The organism is Asanoa hainanensis (assembly GCF_900188485.1).
Lineage (GTDB): Bacteria > Actinomycetota > Actinomycetes > Mycobacteriales > Micromonosporaceae > Asanoa > Asanoa hainanensis.
In genome coordinates this window covers 367,386-389,803 of record NZ_FZPH01000001.1, presented here as the reverse complement: position 1 = coordinate 389,803, position 22,418 = coordinate 367,386, and the positions used below count along the sequence as shown (strand labels likewise).

The window sequence follows — 22,418 nt, the reverse complement described above, 5'->3', positions numbered from 1 at the left end:
CCGGAGGCGACACCCCGTTAGGCGTCGACCTCCCGCTTGTCGTCGGCCCACATCGTGTGGAAGGAGCCGTCGCGGTCGACGCGCTGGTACGTGTGCGCGCCGAAGTTGTCTCGTAGGCCCTGGATCAGTGCGGCGGGCAGCCGGGGGCGGCGCAGCGCGTCGACGTAGGCCAGCGAGGAGGAGAAGACCGGGGTCGGCACGCCGCCGCGGATCGCGGTGACCAGCACGCGGCGCCAGCTCTCGAAGCCGTTGGCAACAGCCTCGGCGAAGTACGGCGCCACGAGCAGGCTCTCCAGGTGCGGGTTCTCGGCGTACACCTCGCGGATCCGGTCGAGGAACTTGGCCCGGATGATGCAGCCGCCGCGCCAGATCGTCGCCATCGCGCCCGGGTCGATGCCCCAGTCGTTGTCCTTGCTGCCGGCGCGGATGTGGTCGAAGCCCTGCGCGTACGCGACGATCTTGGAGGCGTACAGCGCGTTGCGCACGTCCTCGACGAACTGCTTGCGGTCCTCGACGAGGCCCGCGATGTCGGTGTCGGCGGCGCGCCCCTCATAGGTCGAGAGAGCGGCAGCGCGCTGAGCCACGTGACCCGACAGCGACCGCGCGAACGTCGCCTCGGCGATGCCGGTGATCGGCACACCCAGGTCGAGCGCGCTCTGCACGGTCCAGCGGCCGGTGCCCTTCTGCTCGGCGCGGTCCTGGACCACGTCGATGAACGGCTGGCCGGTCTTGCCGTCGGTGTGCGCGAGCACCTCGGCGGTGATCTGGATCAGGAACGAGTCGAGGTCGCCGCTGTTCCACTCGCGGAAGATCTCGGCGATCTCCGCCGGCGAGGCACCCAGACCCGCGCGGAGCAGGTCGTACGCCTCGGCGATGAGCTGCATGTCGGCATACTCGATGCCGTTGTGCACCATCTTGACGAAGTGGCCGGCCGCGCCGGGGCCCACGTGGACGCAGCACGGCGTGCCGTCGACCTGGGCGGCGATCTTCTCGAAGATCGGGCCGAGCTTGCGGTACGACTCCGCGGAGCCGCCGGGCATGATGCTCGGGCCGAGCAGGGCGCCCTCCTCGCCACCGGAGACACCGGTGCCGACGAAGTGCAGGCCCTTGGCCGCCAGGTCACGCTCGCGGCGGGCCGTGTCGACGAAGTGGGCGTTGCCCGCGTCGATGACGATGTCGTCCTTCTCCAGCAGCGGCACGAGCTCGTCGATCACGGCGTCGGTCGCCTTGCCGGCCTTGACCATGACGATGACGGCGCGCGGGCGCTTCAGCGACGCGACGAAGTCGGCCATCGACTCGCTCGGGATGAAGTCGCCCTCGTCACCGTGGTCCGCGACCAGGCTGTTGGTGCGCGCGACGGTCCGGTTGTGCAACGCCACGCTGAACCCGTTGCGGGCCAGGTTGCGGGCGAGGTTGCGACCCATCACCGACAGGCCGGTCACGCCGATCTCGGCGCGAGCTTCCGTGCTCATCTACCCCTCCGTGCTCTTCTGTCACGCGGGCGGCCGGTTCGTCGACGCTGACCGGTGAGCCGCCGTCCGTGTTGACGCGGGTGCCCCTCTGGGGCAATAGCAAACCCTGTCTGCCCGATTTAATCCCGCCTCCGCGGTGGCCGCGCCGCGGCCAGCAGACGCGCGGTGGCGCGTGCTCCCGGATGCTCCTGGATCTCCTCCCGAGACAGCGGTAGCGGCAGCCGCCAGTTCGGATACTGGTCGGTCGTGCCCGGCAGGTTGGGCTGGCGGGTCTCGCCGAGGACATCGTAGAGCGAAGCGGTGATCAAGCGGGCTGGGCTGGCCGCCAGTGCGGCGTGCATCGCAGTGACGATCGAGTCATCGTCCTCTTCGGACAGTAACCCGGCGTCACGCAACATCGCGATGAGTGCCTGCCGGTCGGCCCGGGCCCGCGACCGTTCGGCGTCCTCACCGGTGGCCAGCAGCCCGAGCCGGGACCGGACCCGCACGTGCTCCTCGGTCAGGAAGCCCTTCGCGGTCGGCAGGTCATGGGTCGAGATCGTCGCGAGCGCGGTACGCGGCCAGGCGCGCGGTGGCACGAACGCCTCGCCGTCGCGGGTGAACCACAGCACGGTCGAGCCGAGCATGTTGCGCCCGCGCAGCGCCCTGGTCACCGACGGTTGCACGGTGCCGAGGTCCTCGCCGACCACGACCGCGCCGGCCCGGTGCGCCTCCAGGGCGAGGATGCCGAACATCGCGTCGGCGTCGTACCGGACGTAGGTGCCCTCGGCCGCGCCGGCGCCCGGCGGGATCCACCACAACCGGGACAGGCCCGCCACGTGGTCGACCCGCAGGCCGCCGCCGTGCCGGAGCAGGGCGCGGAGCATGTCCCGGTACGCGGCGTAGCCGGTCGCCGCGAGCCGGTCGGGCCGCCAGGCGGCCAGGCCCCAGTCCTGGCCGAGCTGGTTGAAGGCGTCCGGCGGCGCGCCGACCCGCACGCCCTGCGCGAGCACGTCGCCGAGCTGCCACCCGTCGGCGCCGCCGGGGTCGACCCCGACCGCGAGGTCGTGCACGATCCCGACCGGCATGTCGCGCGCGGCCTCGGCGGCCGTCGCGAGCTGCTGGTCGCAGAGCCGCTGCAGCCAGACGTAGAAGCCGACCCGGCGGGGATCGGCTGTCGCGTTCCCCGGAGAGCGCAGCCCTGCGGGCCACTGCCTCCAGTCGGTGCCGTGCTCCTCGGCGAGGACGCAGTAGGTCGCGAAGGCGGTCAGCCCCGGGTCGTCCGCCGGCTGCGGCCCCGGATACAGCAGCTCCAGGGCGGTCCGCTTGGCCGTCCAGACCGCGTCGTAGTCGATCAGCTCGCCGTCGTCGGGCCGCAGCGCGTCGACCTTGGCCTGGAGACCCGGGTCCGCCTGGAGGTATTCGACGGTGTCGGTGACCCGGATGTAGAGCGGGTTGGCGAACCGGCGGCTGGAGGGGGAGTAGGGGGAGGCCTGCACGGGGTGGTTGGGGCCGATCGCGTGCAGCGGGTTGAGCAGCACCAGTCCGGCACCGGTGCCGGCGGCCCAGCCGGCGAACTCGCGCAGGTCGCCGAGGTCGCCCATGCCCCACGAGGTCCGCGAGCGCAGCGCATAGAGCTGCACCATCCAGCCCCAGGCCGCGGGTGGCGGCGGCAACCGCCGTGGCGCGACCACCAGCGTGGCCTGCTGGTGGTCGACGGTCAGCCGGTGCCAGCCCAGCGGCAGCCCGGCCAGCTCGGTGACCTCCCGGGTCGTGCCGTCCTCGAGGGTCACGGTGCCCCGCAGGTCGCGCCGGTCGCCCTCGCGGACCACGATCGTCGGGGGCAGCCCGCGGTCGGTGGTCGCCGCGGCCAGCGCGGTGCGGATCGCCGCCGGGCTCGTCGCGTCGACGTCGAGCAGCCCGAGCACGCGTACGACGATGTCCCGGTCGACCTGGGTGCGCCGCCCGTCGGCCGCGTCGTAGGCGGTGACCACCCCGTGGGCTGCGGCCAGCCGGCGCAGGTCGCGTTCCATCAGCCGGTGACCTTGTCCAGATATTGCAGCAGGTCGTGCGCGGCGAGCTCGACCTCCTTGTGCTTCCACGAGGAGGCCCGGTAGACCACGGCGATCAGCCCGCTGCGGTGCAGCCGGCGCAGGTCGCCGTACACGAACGCGTAGCGGGCCTTGGTCTCGTCGGCGGCGCCCTCGGTCAGCCCGAGGTGCCACTCGGCGAGGTCGGCCCAGCTGTGCCGTTCGAGGTAGGAGTTCTCGTCGTCGGCCCGGGGCTGCGCGACACCCCAGTCGCTGTCGAGCACGTACTGCTTCGCGTCGATCAGTTGGCGCGCCTTGCGCACGGCGTCCTTGTTGAGCGCATACCTGGCCATGCGGCCATGTTCCCCGAACCGACCGGTGCCATGCCCTACCCACGCCGGGGCGATGAAACCCTTTCTATGGGGGTTTAGCAGCAATGATTACGGTAAGACAAGTGTCGTTGCACTACCTGCCGTCAATCCTCATGAACAGGACGTAGCGATGACGCAGACTGCCAGCAGGACGGACACGCAGCAGCACCTCAGGGGCGGTGGCCAGAACGGTGACGGCAAGATCACCGTGGCCGACGGCGTGGTCCAGAAGATCGCCGGAATGGCCGCACGCGAGGTGTCCGGGGTGTATGCCATGGGCACCGGCACCGCCCGGACCATGGGCGCGGTGAAGGAAGCGCTGCCCGGCACGACCTCGAGCCCGGCCCAGGGCGTCGGGGTGGAAGTGGGCGAGAACGAGGCCGCCGTCGATCTCGACATCGTGGTGGACTACGGCGTCTCCGCCAGCGAGATCGGCCGGGGTATCCAGCGCAACGTGAAGTCGTCGATCGAAAAGATGACCGGGCTCGACGTCGTCGAGGTGAACGTCAACATCAACGACGTGCACCTGCCCGACGACAGCGAGGGCCTCACGAGCGGCAGCGGCAGCGGGAGCGGGAGCTTCAGCACCAACGCCAACAGCAGCGGCGGCCAGACCCGGGTGTCATGAGCGTCCAGGCGACCACCGACGCCACGGTCGACGGTGTCGACGTCGACAAGATCGCGGCCGCCGCACAGGACTGCCCGGCCGTCGACGCGCTCGTCGAGGGTCCGCCGGCGATGGCCGCCACGTATCTTCCCCGGCGCCGGGTCACGGGGATCCGGATCGAAGATGACGTGGTGACCATCCAGGTGCGGCTCCGATGGGGGTCGACGGTCGGGCAACTGGCCCAGCAGGTCTGGGCGGCGGTGCGACCGCTGGCCGGCGGGCACCGGGTCGACATCGTGGTGGCCGACATCACGGGGGGTACGGAGAGATGACCAAGACGATTTTCGGTACGGCGATCGGCATCGCGCTCGGGTTCGCCGTGGCGTTCGGGAACTTCGGGGACCTGGCCCTCGTCGGCCTGTTCGCGCTGGTCGGATACGGCGTCACGAAGGTGGTCACCGGCAAGATCGACGTGGGCGCCACGATGCAGCCGATCCAGCGCCGCTTCCAGCGGAGCAACCTGTCGCGGAGCAACCAGTGACCCAGGATCGGCCGGTGGTGACCGGGTCGCGGCTGGAGAGTCCGGTGCGGGTGCTGCCCGACCCGGACTACCTCGGCGACGTGATCATCTCCGAGCGGGTGGTGGCCAAGATCGCGTCGCAGGCGGTGTACGAGACGCCGAGCGCCGGTGCGGCCGCCCCGCGGCTGTTCGGCAGCGTGGCGCCGGGCGCCGGGCACATGGGCATCCGCTCGTCCGACCTCGCGGCCCGGCCGAAGACCAGCGCGCAGATCGACTCGTCGGTGGTCTACGTCGACATGGCGATCAGCGTCCGCTGGCCCGAGTCGCTCGCCGACGTGACCGAGCGCATCCGGGACACGGTCGAAGACCGGATCAAGGCGTGGACCGGGTTGACCGTGGCACGGGTGCGCATTTCCGTGACCGACCTCGTCGCCTGACGGAGTTCCGATGAAGAAGCTCAACCGGATCCTCGCGATCCTCTTCTCGCTCGGCTTCATCTTCCTGGCGATCCTGATCGTCGTGGAGCTGATCTTCGAGCGGGCCGGTGCCGGTCCGGCGATCGTCAACTGGCACAGCCTGTACGACTGGATGGCCACCCACACCTGGAACTCCCGCAGCGTACGGATCATCGGCGGGCTGTGCGCCCTCGGCGGTCTGGTGCTGCTCGGCCTGCAGCTCATCCCGCGCAAGAAGGAGCGGCTGAAGGTGAGCGGCGGCCGCGACGAGATCGACGCGGCGATCGACCGGCGCAGCGTGGTGCGCACCGTGCAACAGGCGGTCGGCGACCTGGACGGCATCAGCCAGGCCCGGGTGGCGCTGCACGGCAACAAGGTCACGGTCGACGCCCGGAGGCGGGCGGAGGCGGCCGAGGGGATCACCACCGAGACGGTCGCCGACGCCACCCACCGGGCGGTCGACGAGCTACACCTGCGCCGACCACCCAAGATCACCGTCAAACTGGCCACGGCAAGGGAGCGGTGATGCGCGGACACGCTGACCGGACCAACCGGACGATCATGATCGTGCTCGGGGCGATCTTCGCCGCTATCGGTGGCGCGATCATCGCGGCCAACACCGGGCTGTTCGCGAGCGGGTTTCCGCAGCGGACGCTGCTGGAGAATCCGGCCGTGAGCTGGATCGGTGGCCACAGCACCTGGTTCTGGCCGATCGCCGCCGCGGCGGCCACGTTGCTCGGCGTGCTGTCGCTGATCTGGTTGATCAAGATTCTGCGCGGGCCGCCGAAGGCCCACGACATCTCGATCGACGGCAGCGCGCGGACCACCGTAGGCGCGACCGCGCTGCGCGACGCGCTGACCAACGAGATCCAGAGCTACCGCGGCGTCGACGCGGCCAAGGTGCGGGTCTACGGCGACCCGATCCAGCCTCGGCTCGGCGTCAAGGTCAACCTCACCGCGGACGCCCGCGTCGCAGAGGTGCGCAACCGGATCGAGCAACAGGCCCTGGCACATGCCCGGGAGGCCCTGGACGCGCCGCAGATGCCGGTCACCTTGGACCTGGGCGTCAGCAAGAAGAGCGGGCCGCGCGTCGAGTAGCGAGCCACGGAAACGACGAAGGGCGAGGAGAGAGATCTCCTTGCCCTTCTTAACGTATAACGCATTGGGGGTCTTGCGGCAAGACCCGGGTCGTACCGCAGAATCGCCGGCTCGGAGGTGTCGCAAATGCGCGAACGGTACGTTGTGGATCTGACCGAGGTCGGCGAGACCCAGGTCGCGGTGGTCGGCAGCAAGGGTGCACACCTGGGTGAGCTGTCGAGAATCGACGGCGTCGCGGTGCCCGCCGGCTTCTGCGTGACGACGGAGGCCTTCGTCGCCGCCGCGCCGCCGATCCACGACCAGCTGGACCGGTTGGCGCGCCTGCACCCGGACGCCCGCCAGGAGATCGCCGCACTCAGCGCGGAGATCCGCCGGACCATCGAAGCGGTCGACCTTCCCGCGGAGGTGGCGGCGACGGTCCGCGCCGCGATCGAAGACGGCACGCCCTACGCCGTGCGGTCCAGCGCGACCGCCGAGGACATGCCCACAGCGTCGTTCGCGGGCCAGCAGGACACGTACCTCAACGTCGTCGGGCCGGAGTCGATCCTGCGCCACATCAGCCGGTGCTGGGCGTCGCTGTTCACCGAGCGCGCGGTCACCTACCGCATCCGGAACGGTTTCGACCACCGGAAGGTCCACATGGCCGTGGTGGTGCAGCGGATGGTCGTGCCGCGGGCGTCCGGCATCCTCTTCACCGCCGACCCCGTCACGGGCGACCGCACCGTCTCGGCCATCGACGCCGGCTTCGGCCTGGGCGAGGCCCTGGTCTCGGGCATCGTGAACCCGGACGTCTTCAAGGTGAAAGACGGGGACGTCGTCGGACGGGAGATCTCCGCCAAACAACTCGCCATGTACGCGCTAAAGGAAGGCGGCACCCAGGTCCGGGAGGTCGACCCGAGCGAGCGCGAGCAGCCGGCGCTGACCGACGAGCAGGTCGTGCGGCTCGCCGCGCTCGGCCGGCGGATCGAGGCGCACTTCGGCCGCCCGCAGGACATCGAGTGGTGCCTGGTCGACGACGACTTCCAGATCGTGCAGAGCCGGCCGATCACCACGCTGTTCCCCGTGCCCGCGCACGCCGCCGACGGCACCAACCACGTCTACCTGTCCGTGGCGCACCAGCAGATGATGACCGACGCCATGAAGCCGCTGGGCTGGTCGATGTGGCAGCTCACGGCCATGGCGCCGATGATCGAGTCCGGCGGGCGCCTGTGGGTCGACGCGACCCGGGTGCTGTCCACGCCGGCTGGCCGCGCGGGCTTCCTGGCGATGGCGGGCCGGACCGATCCGCTGACCAGGGACGCCCTGGAGACGGTGCTGGACCGGGGCGACTTCGTCCCGACGCTGCCGGACGCCGCCCCGCCCCAAGGACCGGGCCAAAGAGAGCCGATCGCGAACGACCCGGCCATCGTCACCGAGCTCGTCGACCGCAGCGAGGCCTCGCTAGCGGCGCTGAAACGCGACATCGCCACGAAGACCGGACCAGCTCTGTTCGAGTTCCTGCTGGAGGCCTTCGGCGAGCACAAGCGGGTGCTCGCCGACCCGTTGAGCATTCAGGCGATCATGGCCGGGATGGAGGCCACCTGGTGGCTCAACGACCACCTGCTGGAGTGGCTGGGTGAGCGCAACGCGGCCGACCAGCTCACGCTCTCCGCGCCGGGCAACATCACGGCCGAGATGGGGCTGGCGCTGCTCGACGTCGCGGACGTCGTCCGCCCGTACCCGGAGGTGGTGTCATTCCTGCGGGCCGGCGTGGACGACGGTTTCCTGGACGAGCTGCCCAAGCTCGCGGGCGGAGTCGAGGCGCGCGACGCCATCGAGGCCTACCTGGACCGGTACGGCATGCGCTGCGTCGGCGAGATCGACATCACCAGGCCACGGTGGAGCGAACAGCCCAGCGCCCTCGTGCCGCTGATCCTCGACAACGTCACGTTCTTCGAGCCGGGCGCGGGTGAGCGCCGCTTCGAGGCGGGCCGGCGGACGGCGGAGGAGAAGCGGGCGGAGGTGCTGGCCCGCGTGCGCGCCCTGCCGGACGGTGCAGGCAAGGCCGACGAGACGGAGCGGATGATCGATCGGGTACGGATCTTCACCGGCTACCGGGAGTACCCGAAGTACGGCATCATCGCCCGCTACTTCGCCTACAAGCAGGCCCTCGTGGCGGAGGCCGACCGGCTCGTGCGGGCCGGTGTGCTCGCGGCCCGGGAGGACGCCTTCTACCTGACCTTCCAGGAGTTCCACGAGGTCGCGCGGACCAACCAGGCGAACGACCAAGTCGGCCGGCGCCGGGAGGCATTCCGGTCCTACGAGACGCTCATCCCGCCCCGGGTGCTCACCTCGGACGGCGAGGCGCTCAACGGTGCGTACCGGCGCGACGACGTGCCGGCCGGTGCGCTGGTCGGCGTCCCGGTCTCCGCCGGCACCGTCGAGGGCCGCGCCCGCGTCATCCTCGACCTGGCCAGGGCCGACCTCCAACCCGGCGACATCCTCGTCACGGCGTACACGGACCCGAGCTGGTCGCCCCTGTTCGTCGCGATCACCGGACTGGTCACCGAGGTCGGCGGGCAGATGACCCACGGCGCGGTGATCGCCCGCGAGTACGGCCTGCCTGCGGTCGTCGGCGTGCCCGGCGCGACCCGGCTGATCGCCGACGGGCAGCGGATCCGCGTGCACGGAACGGACGGCTACATCGAGCTGCTGGAGTGACGTAGGTTGCCGGTAGGAGGAGGCGACATGAGTGAGCTCGCGTACGCCAGTGGACCGTCCGACACCGAGCTGCTGGCCGACACCATCGGGCAGAGCCTGGCCCGCACCGCCGCCCGCTTCCCCGACCGCGAGGCCCTGGTCGACGTGCCCAGCGGTCGCCGGTGGACCTACCGTTCGCTGGCGGCCGACGTCGACGAGTTGGCGCGCGCGTTCCTGGCCCTCGGCGTCGGCAAGGGCGACCGGGTGGGCATCTGGTCGCCCAACCGTCCGGAGTGGGTGCTCGTCCAGTACGCCACGGCCGCGATCGGCGCGATCATGGTCAACATCAATCCGGCGTACCGGCGGCACGAGGTCGGTTTCGTGCTCCGGCAGTCCGGGATCTCGGTGCTGGTCTCCGCGCTCACGCACAAGGGCAGCGACTACCGCGAGATGGTCGAGTCCGTGGCCGGCGAGTGCCCAGGGTTGCGTACCGTCGTGTATCTCGACGACCCGAGCTGGACCGATCTGCTCGCCCGCGCCGCCGACGCGACCGCGGCCGACCTCGACGCCCGCACCGCGACGCTGACCAGCGACGACCCGATCAACATCCAGTACACGTCGGGGACGACCGGCTTCCCGAAGGGCGCGACGCTGTCGCACCACAACATCCTCAACAACGGCTACTTCGTCGGCGAGCTGATCAGCTACACGGAGCACGACCGGATCTGCGTCCCGGTGCCGTTCTACCACTGCTTCGGCATGGTGATGGGCAACCTCGCGGCGACCACGCACGGCGCGTGCATCGTCATCCCGGCACCGTCGTTCGAGCCGGCGGCGACGCTCGCCGCCGTCGCGGCCGAGCGGTGCACGTCGCTGTACGGGGTGCCGACCATGTTCATCGCCGAGCTCGACCTGCCGGACTTCGCCGACTACGACCTGAGCAGCCTGCGCACCGGCATCATGGCCGGCTCGCCGTGCCCGGTCGAGGTGATGAAGAAGGTGGTCGACCGGATGCACATGTCGGAGGTGTCGATCTGCTACGGCATGACCGAGACCTCGCCGGTGTCGACGCAGACGCGGGTCGACGACGACCTCGACCGGCGCACCGGGACGGTCGGCCGGGTGCTGCCGTTCCTCGAGGTCAAGGTGGTCGATCCGGCGACCGGGGTGACGTTGCGCCGCGGCGAGCCGGGTGAGCTGTGCACCCGGGGCTACTCGGTGATGCTCGGCTACTGGGACGAGCCCGAGAAGACGGCCGAGGTGCTCGACTCCGCCCGCTGGATGCACACGGGCGACCTGGCGTCGATGCGGTCCGACGGCTACGTCAACATCGTCGGCCGGATCAAGGACGTGATCATCCGGGGTGGCGAGAACGTGTACCCGCGCGAGATCGAGGAGTTCCTCTACCGGCACCCGAAGATCGCCGACGTGCAGGTGATCGGCGTGCCCGACGAGAAGTACGGCGAGGAGGTCATGGCCTGCGTGATCCTGCGGGACCCGGCCGACGCGCTGACGGTCGACGAGGTGCGCGCGTTCTGCCAGGGCCAGCTCGCCCACTACAAGGTGCCGCGCTACGTGCGGGCCGTCGAGTCGTTCCCGATGACGATCAGCGGCAAGGTACGCAAGGTCGAGATGCGCGAGTGGGCGGTCGGCGAGCTGGGCCTGTCTTCGGTAGGTTGACGCCCCGTGGGATACCACGTGGCGCCTTCGGGGCGACTTCACCTGGCGGCGTCGGACGACGCCGCCGCCGTCAAGGCCGTCAAGGCCGCCTGGGCCGGGCTCGAGCGCCCGTTCGACGCGGCCGGCTGGCCTCCGCACGACACGCTGTGCGACATCGCCTGGATCGCGGCGGCCGCGCTCACCAGGGACGGCGACTGGATCGAGTTCGCCCACGACGAGGACGGCGATCCGAAGTGGAAGGACGAGGCGACCGCGTTCTTCGTCGCCATCGCGCCCTTCGTGCGCTGGGGGACCGTCTCGTTCGAGGGTGAGGACGGCGCCACCTGGTCCTACGCGTACGTGGACGGGCGGCTGACCCAGACCGGCTGGAACGGGTACGACGGCGCGCTCGAGCCGTTCGGCGAGTACGTCGCGTTCCCCTCGGAGTAGACGGACGTGGGGGCGGCCCGAACCGGGCCGCCCCCACTGATCCGGTTACTCGCCGAAGTCGCCGAAGTCGCCCCCGTCGTCTTCGAATGCCTCTTCGATCAGCTCGCCGGCGATCATGCCGCCCGCGACGCCGAGCGCCGCGCCCGCGACCATGCCGCCCATCCCGCTGCCGTGGTGACCGCCGTGGCCATGGCTCTTGCCGTGCCCGCCCATCCCGGCGAAGCCGCCGCGGCTGGCGAAGAACGCCTGCCGGGCCTCGACCGCCTGGCGCACCCAGCCGTCGACGACCTGCGCCCAGTCGGCGGTGTCGGCGTGCGAGTGCGGCACGGTGTAGCGCCCGTAGGCGTCGTGGCCGCCGACGAACATGCCGCCGCGCTTGTCGAACTCGAGCACCACCTCGACGGTCTGCGGGTTGGCGACGAACGTGAGCTCGACCTCGCTGATGCCGTGCGCGTACTGCGGGCCCGGGTAGAACTCGATCTCCTGGTAGAACGGCAGGCTCTGGTGCACGCCGTGCAGCCGGCCGTATTCGAGGTCGGCGCCCTTGAACCGGAAGCCGAGCCGGCCGAACGCCTCCAGGATGCGCTCCTGCACCGGCAGCGGGTGCACCGCGACGTGGTCGAGGTCGCCCTTGTCGACCGCGCGGTCGATCGCCACCTCGGTGCGCAGGCCCATCGTCATGCCGTGCAGGCGCTGCCCGTAGACGTCGGTGACCGGCGTCTCCCACGGCATGTCGACCTGGAACGGGATGGACAGCTGCTGGCCCGCCGCCAGCTTGGTGCGCCCGGCCACGGCGGTGCGGTGGAACTCGCCGACCGTGCTGTGGTCGCCGTGGTCGCTGTCGACCTCGATGCGGGTAACCAGGCCGAGGGTGATGTGCGCGAGCTCCACGTCGCTGTTGCCGCCGGTCAGGTTGACCTGGCCGGTGAGCGGCAGGCCCGGGCGGGTGTTGGAATTGGACAGCACCGTGTCGACGCTGGGGCCGCCGACACCGAGGGCGCCCAGCATCTTCTTGAAGACCACGTTGTTCTCCTGAGTCGTCAGTCAGGGCCGCGATCCGGTGCAGCGCAACACGTTGCGCGCGGCACTCCACATCGGAGGATGCGACCGTGCGGGGGACCGTACCAGGCGAATCTGACAGTTCGCTGAGAGTAGTCTTAGTAGCGGTCGAGCTCGCTCGCCGGCGCCATCACGATCCGCGGCTTGGCCGCCGGGTCGAGCCAGCGCAGCACCTTGACCAGATCGGACTCGACCAGCGCGACGCAACCGGCGGTCGAGCGCCCGGGCACCGAGACGTGCAGGAAGATGCCGCTGCCGCGCGGCGGGTTGGCCTCGCGCACCGGAATGTTGTAGTTGATGACCGCGAAGTACCGGTACTGCGGGTTGGTCTCCCAGAGCGCCTCGCTCGCGCCGCCCGGGTCGGGGCCGTGGAAGAACGAGTTGTAACCGTCGGTGGCCGGGTTTTCGTTCCACCAGTCGTTGGCGACCAGCTTGTGGTAGCCGTAGCGGACACCCGGGTTGCCGGCGATGCCGTACATGGTGCCGCCGAAGCTGTAGACGCCGGTCGGGGTGGTCAGGTCGCCCTCGACCTTGCTGTCCTTGAAGCCCTTGGTGCCGAGGCGGGCCGGCATCGAGTCGAACGCCGGTGTCCAGTTGCCGCCGCGCTTGCCGAACGCCTGCAGCGTGCCGGTGCTCGTGCCGAAGCCGTTGGCCTTGACCACGATGACCTGGGTGGTGTCGGCCGGCAGCGTCCGCAGCCGCGACGCGTCGTTCGTCGTCTTGGTGCCGGCCGGCTTCGGGCTGGGCAACCGGCTCGGGGTGGGCTTGGCGCTCGGGGTCGGCACGTCCGCGCGGCGGGCGAGCCCGTCGCGGGCCTCCATCAGGTCGGCCGCACCCGGCGTGCCCGCGACCGCGCCCTGCTCGCCGGTCACGGTGCCGCAGGCCGCGAGGGCCAGCACGGTCAGGACTGCCAGCGCCGACCGCCGCAGTGCACGCACGCGAACCCCGATCCGTATCGTATGGACGATGGTGCGGTCGAAACCCTACCGGTTGGCGGTCCTGGCGGTGGCCCTCGTGATCGCGGGCTGCGCTGGGCAACCGGCCGAATCCGCCGCGTGGTCACCGCCGTCCGACTCACCGCCGCCGCCCTCCACGTCGCCGTCCGCGCCAGCCGAGGCACCGGCCTTCTCCGCCGCCACCGAGAAGGTCACCGCCGCCGACCTCGGCGCGAGCTGGAAGTCCGGCTGCCCGGTCGGCCCGGCCAGCCTGCGGCTGCTGCGGCTGAGCTACTGGGGCTTCGACGACGAGCCGCACACGGGCGGGATCGTCGTGCACAAGGACGTGGCCGCCGACGTGACCGCGGTGTTCCGCACGCTGTTCGCCAAGCGCTTCCCGATCAGAAGCCTGAAACCCGTCAGCGAGTACGGCGGCAGCGACGACAAGTCCATGGCGGCCGACAACACGTCGGCGTTCAACTGCCGCAACGCGGTGTCGTCGGGGAAGCCGTCCTGGTCGGTGCACGCGTACGGGAAGGCGATCGACGTCAACCCGGTGGAGAACCCGTACCTGTTCGGCGACGAGGTCCTGCCACCGTCGGGCCGGGAGTTCGTGGACCGCTCGCCGTACCGCCCGGGCATGGCTGTCAAGGGCGGCGTGCTGGTCAAGGCATTCGCGTCGGTCGGCTGGAAGTGGAACGTGGGCGGCGCGAACCCGGACTACCAGCACTTCAGCACTACGGGCCACTGACCCCGAAGCTCCCGAAGAAGCGCTCGGCGGCGGCCCGGTCGCCGGTCAGGTCCAGGTCGTCGGCGGCGATCGCCGCCGGCACGGTCAGGTCGGTGAAGATCAAGCGCCACAGCGTGGGTACGTCGGCCCGGACGGTTGCGTCCACCTCGGCGTGCGCGCCGCGGGTCACGCCGACCGAATCGGCTGCCAGCGTGACGTCGAACGCGTCGGCGCCCACCAGCAGCCGGACCGCCGTCGGTCGGGGCGCCGGCCGGCGCAGCGCCTTGAGCAGCAGCATGAACGCGTCGGTGCTCATCTCCGGCCCGTGCGCCCCGGGCGCGTTGGCACCCCATCGGCTCAGCTCGACCAGCACCGGCTCCAGCGCGTGCCCCCGGTCGGTCAGCTCGTAGGCCGACGCACTGACCGGCGGGCCGAGCTCGACCTTGCGGACCACGCCACTGTCCTCGAGCTCGCGGAGCCGCTGGCTCAGCACGTTTTGGCTGGCCTTGGGCAGGCCGGCGCGCAGGTCGCGGAACCGCTTGGGGCCGAAGACCAGCTCGCGGACCACCAGCAACGCCCACCGCTCACCGACCGCGTCGAGAGCCAGGGCGGTACCGCAGTCGTCCTCGTAGCTGCGCTGTGACATGGATCAAGTGTACGAACCCGCACCGCTCGGTGCTAGTGTCGCACTCGTCGGTCCTAATTTAGGAGTGAGACATGGACGCACAGCTCGGCCGCGTGCTCGACGCCCACGGTGGGCTCGACCGCTGGCGCACCCGCACCACACTCACCTCCCGCATCACCTATGGCGGCCCGTTCTGGGAGTTCAAGGGCCATCCGGGCTTCGTGGGGGAGAGCCTCGTCGAGGCGCGCCTCCAGGACCAGTGGATCCGCCACCGTGACGCCGCCACCGGTCGGGAGTTCGTGTTCGACCGCGCGGCAGACCGCCTCACGGTCACCGATGTCGACGGCGCCGTGCTCGACAAGCTCGAGAATCCCCGCTTGACCTTCGCCGGCTACACCCCGGAGACCCCGTGGAGCCTGGCTCAGATCGGTTACTTCCGCGCGTACGCCACCTGGCACTACCTGGTCGAGCCATACCTGTTCACCTGGCCGGGCGTCGAGGCGCGCGAGGTCGAGCCGTGGACCGAGGGCGACGAGACGTGGCGGGTCCTGCGGGTCACCTTCCCGGAGACGATCCACACGCACAACGCGACCCAGCTCTACTACTACGACGACGCCGCGCGGCTAAGGCGGATGGACTACGCGCCCGAGGTCAACGGGAGCACGCCGGTTGCCCACTACGTCCGTGATCATCAGGTCGTGGACGGCGTCCCGGTGCCGTCGCGGCGGCACATCCAGCTGCGGAACGACGACCGTACGCCCGACCTGTCGTGGACTCCGATCACCCTCGACCTGGCAGACATCGCTTTGCACTGACTCGAATATCTTCGTTGCGAAGATATCGTCGTGTCCGATACGTTGGCGGGCATGCGTGAACCCACGTTTCTGATTCTCACCGCGCTTGCCCGCGCGCCGATGCACGGCTACGGGCTGATCACCGAGGTCGCGGAGCTGTCCGGCGGGCGGGTCGACCTGCGGCCGGGCACCCTCTACGGCGCGCTGGACCGGCTTGCCGACGACGGCCTGGTCGAGCGCGACCGCGAGGAGATCGTCGACGGTCGGGCGCGCCGCTACTACCGGCTGACCGACCGGGGCGAGACCGCGCTCGGCGCCGAGGTCGAGCGCCTGAGCCACACGGTGCGCGCCGCCCAGGCGCGGCTGTCCGCCCGCGCGACCCAGCGACCGGCCGTCGCATGACGCGCTCACTGGCCGACCGCTACCGGTCGCTGCTGCGCTTCTACCCGGCCGACTACCGCGCCGAGCGCGGCGACGAGCTCGTCGACACCTATCTCGACCTGGCCGAACCGGGGCAGCGCCGGCCCCGCCCAGCCGATGTCGCCGACCTGGCCCGCGGCGGCCTCCGCCAACACCTGCGGGCTCGCCATGCCCACGGCCTGGCCGACGCGCTGCCGTTCGCCGCGATCCTGGCGCTGTCGACCGCGACGGCGCTGGCCGCCGTGTGGCTCGTCGCCGCGGAGACGGTCACCATTCCGATGGGCGTGTTCTGGACGTCGGTCGGCCCGTTCGCCACCCTCGGCGCGGTGGCGTGGATCGCCTGGCTGCTGGCGGCGGTCGCGGCGCTGGCCGGGTGGAGCCGCCCGGTCGTGCTGGTCGCCCTCCTGGTCACCGTCGCCACGATCCCGGTCTCCTGGCTGACGTCGTACGCCCGGCCGCCGTTGTTCGTGCTCGTTCCGCAGGTCGCGCTCGGCCTGTTCGCGCTGTTCCTGCCGGCCCGGCGGGTGAGTTACGAGCCGATCGTGGTCGCGGTCGCCGCGACCGGGGCCGCCGTGCTGATCCGTGGGGACTTCTTCTACTACAACCTGTTGGACGTGCTGGCCTTCGCCGCGGTGGGCCTCGCGCTGGTCATCGCCGTTTCCGGTGCCGTGTTCACCTCCCGCGGCGACGCCCGGGGCTGGTTGCCGGCCCAGGTGTTGCTCGGTCCGATCCTGTTGTTGGCCCTGACCCGGCTGGCCGAGCCCGGCCAGCAACGCTGGCCGGAGTTCTCGGGCGCGGTCCTGACCGCGGTCGTGTCGACGGTGGTCGCGGCCGCCGCGGTCCCGGCGAGCGTGTGGCTGTCGGGCCGCCGCCGACGCACCCGCTGCGCCGCCTGCGGGCAGCGGTCGATCGGATGATCATGGCAGGATCGGTGGCGTGACCATCGTAGAGCTTCGGCAGTACACCCTCGTGCCCGGTGAGCGGGACACCCTCGTCACGCTGTTCGACGCGAACTTCGTGGAGTCGCAGGAGGCCGAGGGCATGCGGGTGGTCGGCCAGTTCCGCGACCTCGACCGGCCCGACCGGTTCGTCTGGGTGCGCGAGTTCCCGTCGATGGCCGTGCGGCAGGCGGCGCTGACCGGGTTCTACTCCGGACCCGTCTGGAAGGAGCACCGCGACGCCGCCAACGCGACGATGCTCGACTCCGACAACGTGTTGCTGATGCGGGCGATCGAGCCCTTCAGCGGGTACGAGCCCCGCGACACCCCGGTCCCGCCGGGGCGGGTCGTCGTGGCGGGGCTGTGCCCACTGGCCAGCACCGACTACGCCGCACACTTCGACCGCGTCGTTCGGCCGGGGCTCGGGGCCACCCTGCTCGGCACCAGCCAGACGATCCACGAGACCAACACCTTCCCCGCGCTGCCGGTCCGGGAAGGGGAGGACGTGTTCGTGTGGTTCGCCCGGCTCGATCCTGGTGACGACGTCGACGCGTTCGCCGAGCGGGTGGCCGGGCTCGACACGTCCGGCCTGGCGGGGCCGGTCGAGCTGCTGCGGCTCGCGCCCACCACCCGGTCCGCGTTGCACTGACGGCGTGCGCGCCGACAATGGACGCCGTGCCCGACGTCATCAGCTTCGGTTCTGACGACCGGCCCCGGCGGCCCACCCGCCGGGTCGTCATCGTCGGGGCCGGCCTGGTCGCCGTCGCCCTGGGCGCGATCGCCGTCCTTGCCCTCGGCGACGAGCCCGGGACGCCACCGGTGGCGTCCCGCCCGAGCCCGAGCCCCGTCGTCACCTCGGCCCCGCCGTCGCCCAGTGCGCCCGAGCATCCCGGCCCACCTTGCCTCCCGGTCGGCTGGGGGCAGCGCCCGGCGCTTCCCGCACCCGTGGCGGGGCTGCGGATCGACCAGGCCGCGACCGCTGGCGGCGCCCTCGACCGCTGTGACCGCACGGCCGTCGACGGGCCGTGGACGGTGGTCGTGCGCGGGCCCGGTGGCTCGCTCGGCCGCGGGGGAGCGGTGGTGACCTTCCCGGCCGACCCGCTGCGGTCGGGCCGCGCCGTCCTGGTCGGCACCGCGCGGGCCCGCGCGGCCAGCGGCGTCGTCACGTGGCCGATCGCCGGCAAGAACGCCCGCGTCCGGGGCGACCTGACCGAATCCGACCTGGTCAAGCTCGCCGCGCTCACCCACGTCGTCGACGGCCGGCCGACCGTCGACCCGCCCGCGGGGTTCACGGTGGTGGCCCGCGGTCCGTACCGGGCGCCGTCGCTGCACGAGCTCCGCTACGGCGGCGCGGACGTCGGCGAGCTGGCCGCCCTGGGCCCCTTGGTCTACACCGGAGTGACCAGCGGTGGCTGGTTCGAGGACCAGCTCTACGCCGAGGCCACCCGCGACGGCGGGACGGTCGACGGGCAGCCGGCCGTGATGTTGGGCGTCGCGGGCGGCAGCGCGACCCTCGCGTGGGAGCCGGCGCCGGGGTTGGTGGCCTTCGTCGGCTACAGCGGCGGCGAACCGGGCGATGCCGCCCTCGCCGCGCTCGGCCGCCTCGCCGAGCGCACCCGGGTCCTCGACACCGCCGACTGGCAGGCACTCGGCCCGGTCGTCGCCGACCAGCAGATCGGGCTGGCCCAGATTCGCTGATCCGCGACGATTCGTACCATTTCCTGCCTATCGTCCATTGCGTGATGCTGTTGCGTACGGCGATCGGGTTGGGTTCCGCGGCGATCGTCCTCGCGTTGACCGGCACCGCGGCGAGCGCCGTCGAGATCACCACCACGAACGCCGACGGCGTCGCCCTCACCGTGTCCGGCGGTGACGCCCGACCCGGCACGACCGTCGTGGTCACCGGCGCGACCGGCAGCGGCCCGGCGCTCGACGTCGCGTCCTGCGCCGCGCCCGTCGGCCCTGGCGGGAGCTGGTCGTGCGAGCTGACGGGCCTGCGCCCGGGCGCCTGGACGCTCAACGCCGCCGGCACCGACGACGACGGCGCCGCCGAGACGACGACGCCGCTGCACGGCGTCCAGGTCGGCCCCGGCGACCCGGCGGCGCTGGCCAGGACGGGGGCGCCGACCGACCACCTCCCGCTGGCGGCGGCCGGCGCCGCGCTGCTCGCGCTCGCCGTGAGCGTCCTCTACCGCGTTCGCCGGCTAAGGCGTGTTTCATAACTGGGGCCGGGCTGCGGCGGGCCCAGGCGCCGCCTGGCCGCACGGCGCCTTCACCCGGATACAACACCGGTATCCGGGCAAAGCCGCCGCACACCCAGACGACCCCTGGACTCCGCCTCGCCTCGACCCCAGTTATGAAACACGCCTTAGGCGTCGCGAAGGCGCAGTAGCAGGCCGCCGAGCAGCAGCGCGCCGGCCGACCACAGGGCCAGCACCCCGAGCCCCGGCCACGGGCCGATCGGCAGGGACGGCAGGTCGACCGTGTGCAGGATGGCCGTGCCCGCGTCGCTCGGCATGATCTGCCGCAGCCGGCGCACCCAGTCCGGGTCGGAGACCACCGCGACCAGGATCGGTGCCATGTAGAGCACGCCGAGCACGACGCCGACCCCCGTCGGGGCGTCGCGCACCGCCGCCGCGATGCCCAGGCTGAGCAGGGCGACCAGCGTGAGGTAGAGCGCCGAGCCCGCGAACGCCCGCAGCGTCCCGCCGTCGGTCAGCGACAGCGGCGCGTACCCGTGCTCCGCCGTGAAGCCCCGACCCGGCATGATCAGTCGGCCGGCCAGCCACGCGCCGAGCACGCCCGGCACCGCCGCCGCCAGCGTCGCACCGGCGACCACCAGGCTCTTGGCACCCAGCAGGATCGCCCGGGACGGCGTCGCGGCCAGCGTCGTGCGGATCATCCCGGTCCGGTATTCGTCGCCGACCACCATCACCGCGAGCACCGCCACGACCGCCTGACCGAGCTGCACCCCGGTCAGGGCGACCAGCGGCGCGTCCACCCCGCAACCCGTCGCGGCGCAGCTCACCGCACGGGCCGCCACAGCGCTCAGCGCCGTCGTGAGCACCGCCGCCAGGACCACGAGCCAGAACGGCCCGGCGGTCGTACGCAGCTTCGTCCACTCCGCGTACAACGCCGATCTCATGCGTCCCTCCGGCGCAACAGGGCGGCGGCGATCGCCAGGGCCAGCGCGGTCCAGGCGCAGAGCACCGCGAAGCCGCCCCAGGCCGGGAGGGGGAAGAAGCCGAAGGCCGGCGTGTACGCCTGGTCGACCTGCGGCCACTCGGGCACGGTCTGCTGGACCGCGAACGCCGCCGCCGGCGTGATCCGCAGGACCCAGTCGGCGGTCGCGGCGGGGAGCACGGCCGCCGCCGAGAGGATGTACGGCAGCGTGATCAGCACGACGACCGCCGCCACCGCGCCCGCACCGCGCCGCAGGATCGTACCGATCGCCAGCGCGAGCACCGTCGCCACGGCGATCAGCGCCGCGGTGCCGACCACGATCCGCACCTGGGTCAGCGCGTCGGCCGGATAGGCGTTGTCGCCCCGGATCGCGGTGCCGACCAGCAGTGCGGCAGTGGCCGCGACCAGGCCGACGGCGAACGTGACCCCGCCGAGCACGACCGACTTCGCGGCCAGCACCCGGACCCGGGACGGCGTCGCGGCGAAGGTGGTGCGGACCATCCCGCGCCGGTACTCGGTGGTGACGAACAGGACGCCGAGCACGGCCAGCACGGTCAGCGCCAGGAACCCGCCGCTGAGCGTCTGTTCCAGCTTCGGACCGGTGCCGCCGTCGACCGGCGCGATGTCGCCGCCGCCGCGCAGGACGAACGTGTCGCCGGTGCGGGTGGAGGTGCCCTCCGGGCGGTTCGGCGAGTCGTCGGCGCCGACGTCGACCATGGTCCAGTCGCCGCCCGGGCCGGTCAGGTTGTCGAACGTGCCCGTCGCGATCGCCCCGCCGCCGACCACGCTGGTGCCGCCGACGAACTGCTCGTACTCCTGGTGCGGTGGGGTGGCGACGAAGATCCCGGCGCTCATCTCACCGGTGGCCAGCGGCGCGCTGCCGACCGTCGTCCAGGCGGCGCCGTCCGTCGACGCGTACGCGGTGACCGTCCCGCCGCGGCGGACCAGCCGCAGCCAGCGCGCGTCGGCCGGCCCGGCGAGGTCGTGGATGAAGTCGTGCTGCAGGCGTACGCCATGGGATCCGGTCACCATCACCGCCGCGTACGGCGAGCCCGGCGTGGTGCCGTCCTTGATGATGAGGCCGGCCTTCGCCCACGGTTCGGGCGTCGCCTCCTCCCGCTCGGTGGGCACCGGCTCGTCGGGCGTCGGTGGCCGCAGCGCGACGCCGGTCAGCGAGGCCACCCGCACCGTGAGCGTCCCGTCGCCCGCGAGGGGCTGCTGGAGGAACGTGAAGCCGTCGAGCACCGGGGTCCCGTCCGACGCGCGCGGCAGTTCGGCCCGTGCGCCCGGACCGCCGACGCGGGCGTCGGTGCCGGCGGCCGCCACGACGGCGAGGAGCACCATCAGCACGACGGCGATGCCGCAACCGACGAGCCAGCCGCGTACGGAGCGGAACTTGGTCAGCTCGGCCCGGACCAACCCGATCATCGGGCCACCTCCGTCGCCCGGAACTCGACCGCGTCCCGGGTCAGCTCCATGTACGCCTCCTCGAGCGTCGCCCGATGCGCGGCGATCTCCGAGAACGGGACGCCGGCCTCGCTGAGCACGGTCACCACGCGGTCGGCCGGCAGCCCGTCGACGGTCAGGGTGTCGCGCTCGGTCACGGCGACCGTGGCGCCCACCCGGGCCAGCGCCGTCATCGCCTCGGTCCGGGCCGTGGTCCGCAAGGTGACCCGGTCGCTCGACGCGGCGGCGATCAGGTCGGCGACGCTCGTGTCGGCGACGACCTTGCCCCGGCCGACGACCACCAGGTGCCCGGCGGTGTCCTGGAGCTCGCTCATCAGGTGGCTGGAGACCAGCACGGCCCGGCCCTCGGCGGCCAGCGCGCGCAGGAAGCCCCGCATCCACCGGATCCCCTCGGGGTCGAGCCCGTTGAACGGCTCGTCGAGCATCAGCACCGGCGGGTCGCCGAGCAGGGCACCGGCCACGCCGAGGCGCTGGCGCATGCCGAGCGAGTAGCCACCGGCCCGGCGCCGGCCGACGTCGGCGAGCCCGGTCAGCGTGAGCACCTCGTCGACCCGCTGGCCCGGCAGCCCCTGCGAGTGCGCCTGCCACAGCAGGTGGTCGCGGCCGCTGCGGGCCGGGTGGAGGGCGGACGCGTCCAGCAGCGCGCCGACGTGCCGCAGCGGCGTGCGCAGGCTCCGGTACGGCCGGCCGCCGACCAGGGCGGTGCCCGCGTCGACCCGGTCGAGACCGAGCACGACGCGCATGGTGGTGGACTTGCCGGCCCCGTTGGGCCCGACGAACGCGGTGACCCGCCCCGGGGTGACGGTGAACGTCATCCCGTCCAGCGCGACGGTCGACCCGTACGCCTTGCGCAGGCCGTTGACCTCGATGGTGGCTTCCATGACACGTCACGCTACGAACCGCGGCGGCCCGGGTCGTCCCGCGCGGGAGCCATCTTCGACATCCCT

The 22,418-nt window shown here is 71.9% G+C and carries 25 protein-coding genes; 16 read left to right on the top strand and 9 right to left on the bottom strand.

Features of this window, described 5'->3' with window-relative positions:
• Positions 1-17: 17 nt before the first annotated feature.
• The 3 genes from gndA to CHC05_RS01845 all read right to left on the bottom strand — a co-directional run bounded on the left by gndA (position 18) and on the right by CHC05_RS01845 (position 3,834).
• Positions 18-1,472: an NADP-dependent phosphogluconate dehydrogenase gene (gene gndA, locus CHC05_RS01855; RefSeq protein ID WP_089243940.1), complete on the bottom strand. Its 1,455-nt coding sequence runs from the start codon at positions 1,470-1,472 to the stop codon at positions 18-20.
• A 119-nt stretch (positions 1,473-1,591) separates the two neighbouring features.
• On the bottom strand, positions 1,592-3,484 hold the full coding sequence (malQ, locus tag CHC05_RS01850) for a 4-alpha-glucanotransferase (protein WP_089243938.1): 1,893 nt from the start codon (positions 3,482-3,484) through the stop codon (positions 1,592-1,594).
• Positions 3,484-3,834 (bottom strand): hypothetical protein, encoded by a 351-nt coding sequence (locus CHC05_RS01845; protein ID WP_089243936.1) that lies wholly within the window; start codon positions 3,832-3,834, stop codon positions 3,484-3,486. The genes malQ and CHC05_RS01845 overlap by 1 nt, the downstream gene beginning before the upstream one ends.
• Positions 3,835-3,982: 148 nt before the next feature.
• Here CHC05_RS01845 and CHC05_RS01840 point away from each other — a divergent pair, with 148 nt between their 5' ends.
• From CHC05_RS01840 to CHC05_RS01800, 9 genes are all read left to right on the top strand, one after another.
• The gene (locus CHC05_RS01840; RefSeq protein WP_089243934.1) at positions 3,983-4,480 is read left to right on the top strand and encodes an Asp23/Gls24 family envelope stress response protein; all 498 of its coding nucleotides are present in this window, start codon (positions 3,983-3,985) and stop codon (positions 4,478-4,480) included.
• Positions 4,477-4,791, top strand: a complete 315-nt coding sequence (locus tag CHC05_RS01835; protein WP_089243932.1) for a hypothetical protein — start codon at positions 4,477-4,479, stop codon at positions 4,789-4,791. Before CHC05_RS01840 ends, CHC05_RS01835 begins: the two co-directional genes overlap by 4 nt.
• Positions 4,788-5,000 (top strand): hypothetical protein, encoded by a 213-nt coding sequence (locus tag CHC05_RS01830; protein ID WP_089243930.1) that lies wholly within the window; start codon positions 4,788-4,790, stop codon positions 4,998-5,000. The genes CHC05_RS01835 and CHC05_RS01830 overlap by 4 nt, the downstream gene beginning before the upstream one ends.
• A complete protein-coding gene (locus CHC05_RS01825; RefSeq protein ID WP_179266010.1) occupies positions 4,997-5,416 on the top strand; it encodes an Asp23/Gls24 family envelope stress response protein in 420 nt (139 codons plus the stop codon). The genes CHC05_RS01830 and CHC05_RS01825 overlap by 4 nt, the downstream gene beginning before the upstream one ends.
• A gap of 10 nt (positions 5,417-5,426) precedes the next feature.
• Positions 5,427-5,960: a DUF6286 domain-containing protein gene (locus CHC05_RS01820; protein ID WP_089243926.1), complete on the top strand. Its 534-nt coding sequence runs from the start codon at positions 5,427-5,429 to the stop codon at positions 5,958-5,960.
• Positions 5,960-6,532, top strand: coding sequence for an alkaline shock response membrane anchor protein AmaP (gene amaP, locus CHC05_RS01815; protein WP_089243924.1), 573 nt, complete (start codon positions 5,960-5,962; stop codon positions 6,530-6,532). The genes CHC05_RS01820 and amaP overlap by 1 nt, the downstream gene beginning before the upstream one ends.
• A gap of 126 nt (positions 6,533-6,658) precedes the next feature.
• Positions 6,659-9,232 (top strand): rifamycin-inactivating phosphotransferase, encoded by a 2,574-nt coding sequence (rph, locus tag CHC05_RS01810; RefSeq protein WP_089243922.1) that lies wholly within the window; start codon positions 6,659-6,661, stop codon positions 9,230-9,232.
• A 27-nt stretch (positions 9,233-9,259) separates the two neighbouring features.
• Entirely contained in the window at positions 9,260-10,891 is a 1,632-nt protein-coding gene (locus tag CHC05_RS01805) for an AMP-binding protein (RefSeq protein ID WP_089243920.1), read from the top strand.
• Positions 10,892-10,897: 6 nt separating this feature from the next.
• Positions 10,898-11,320, top strand: a complete 423-nt coding sequence (locus CHC05_RS01800) for a hypothetical protein (RefSeq protein ID WP_089243918.1) — start codon at positions 10,898-10,900, stop codon at positions 11,318-11,320.
• Between the two features lie 45 nt (positions 11,321-11,365).
• On the opposite strand, the gene CHC05_RS01795 is transcribed toward CHC05_RS01800, so the two are convergent.
• A complete protein-coding gene (locus CHC05_RS01795; protein WP_089243916.1) occupies positions 11,366-12,343 on the bottom strand; it encodes a sporulation protein in 978 nt (325 codons plus the stop codon).
• A gap of 134 nt (positions 12,344-12,477) precedes the next feature.
• On the bottom strand, positions 12,478-13,317 hold the full coding sequence (locus CHC05_RS01790) for a L,D-transpeptidase family protein (RefSeq protein WP_089243914.1): 840 nt from the start codon (positions 13,315-13,317) through the stop codon (positions 12,478-12,480).
• Between the two features lie 28 nt (positions 13,318-13,345).
• On the opposite strand from CHC05_RS01790, the gene CHC05_RS01785 reads away from it, so the two are divergent.
• Positions 13,346-14,065 (top strand): M15 family metallopeptidase, encoded by a 720-nt coding sequence (locus tag CHC05_RS01785; RefSeq protein ID WP_089243912.1) that lies wholly within the window; start codon positions 13,346-13,348, stop codon positions 14,063-14,065.
• Here CHC05_RS01785 and CHC05_RS01780 read toward each other — a convergent pair.
• Positions 14,052-14,690 carry a winged helix-turn-helix transcriptional regulator gene (locus tag CHC05_RS01780; protein WP_089243910.1) on the bottom strand — a complete coding sequence of 213 codons (639 nt, stop codon included), beginning with the start codon at positions 14,688-14,690 and terminating at the stop codon, positions 14,052-14,054. The two genes, CHC05_RS01785 and CHC05_RS01780, sit on opposite strands and share 14 nt — an antisense overlap.
• Before the next feature lie 71 nt (positions 14,691-14,761).
• Between CHC05_RS01780 and CHC05_RS01775 the strand changes: the two genes are divergently transcribed.
• Genes CHC05_RS01775 through CHC05_RS01750 form a run of 6 tightly spaced genes read left to right on the top strand, consistent with a single transcriptional unit; the run spans position 14,762 to position 19,043 of the window.
• The gene (locus CHC05_RS01775) at positions 14,762-15,484 is read left to right on the top strand and encodes a hypothetical protein (RefSeq protein WP_089243908.1); all 723 of its coding nucleotides are present in this window, start codon (positions 14,762-14,764) and stop codon (positions 15,482-15,484) included.
• Positions 15,485-15,535: 51 nt separating this feature from the next.
• A complete protein-coding gene (locus tag CHC05_RS01770; RefSeq protein WP_089243906.1) occupies positions 15,536-15,865 on the top strand; it encodes a PadR family transcriptional regulator in 330 nt (109 codons plus the stop codon).
• Positions 15,862-16,800, top strand: a complete 939-nt coding sequence (locus CHC05_RS01765; RefSeq protein ID WP_089243904.1) for a hypothetical protein — start codon at positions 15,862-15,864, stop codon at positions 16,798-16,800. Before CHC05_RS01770 ends, CHC05_RS01765 begins: the two co-directional genes overlap by 4 nt.
• 19 nt (positions 16,801-16,819) lie before the next feature.
• Positions 16,820-17,470 carry an NIPSNAP family protein gene (locus tag CHC05_RS01760; RefSeq protein WP_245870613.1) on the top strand — a complete coding sequence of 217 codons (651 nt, stop codon included), beginning with the start codon at positions 16,820-16,822 and terminating at the stop codon, positions 17,468-17,470.
• Between the two features lie 26 nt (positions 17,471-17,496).
• Positions 17,497-18,519 (top strand): hypothetical protein, encoded by a 1,023-nt coding sequence (locus CHC05_RS01755; protein WP_144022444.1) that lies wholly within the window; start codon positions 17,497-17,499, stop codon positions 18,517-18,519.
• Positions 18,520-18,560: 41 nt separating this feature from the next.
• On the top strand, positions 18,561-19,043 hold the full coding sequence (locus CHC05_RS01750; protein ID WP_089243898.1) for a hypothetical protein: 483 nt from the start codon (positions 18,561-18,563) through the stop codon (positions 19,041-19,043).
• Positions 19,044-19,189: 146 nt separating this feature from the next.
• Here the strand turns inward: CHC05_RS01750 and CHC05_RS01745 are convergent, their stop codons facing one another.
• From CHC05_RS01745 to CHC05_RS01735, 3 genes are read right to left on the bottom strand one after another with little or no spacing between them, the layout of a single operon-like run.
• Positions 19,190-19,966, bottom strand: coding sequence for an ABC transporter permease (locus CHC05_RS01745; protein WP_089243896.1), 777 nt, complete (start codon positions 19,964-19,966; stop codon positions 19,190-19,192).
• Positions 19,963-21,432, bottom strand: a complete 1,470-nt coding sequence (locus CHC05_RS01740; protein WP_089243894.1) for an ABC transporter permease subunit — start codon at positions 21,430-21,432, stop codon at positions 19,963-19,965. Before CHC05_RS01740 ends, CHC05_RS01745 begins: the two co-directional genes overlap by 4 nt.
• Complete coding sequence (locus tag CHC05_RS01735) at positions 21,429-22,352, bottom strand: ABC transporter ATP-binding protein (protein WP_089243892.1); 924 nt, start codon at positions 22,350-22,352, stop codon at positions 21,429-21,431. Before CHC05_RS01735 ends, CHC05_RS01740 begins: the two co-directional genes overlap by 4 nt.
• Between the last annotated feature and the right edge of the window lie 66 nt (positions 22,353-22,418).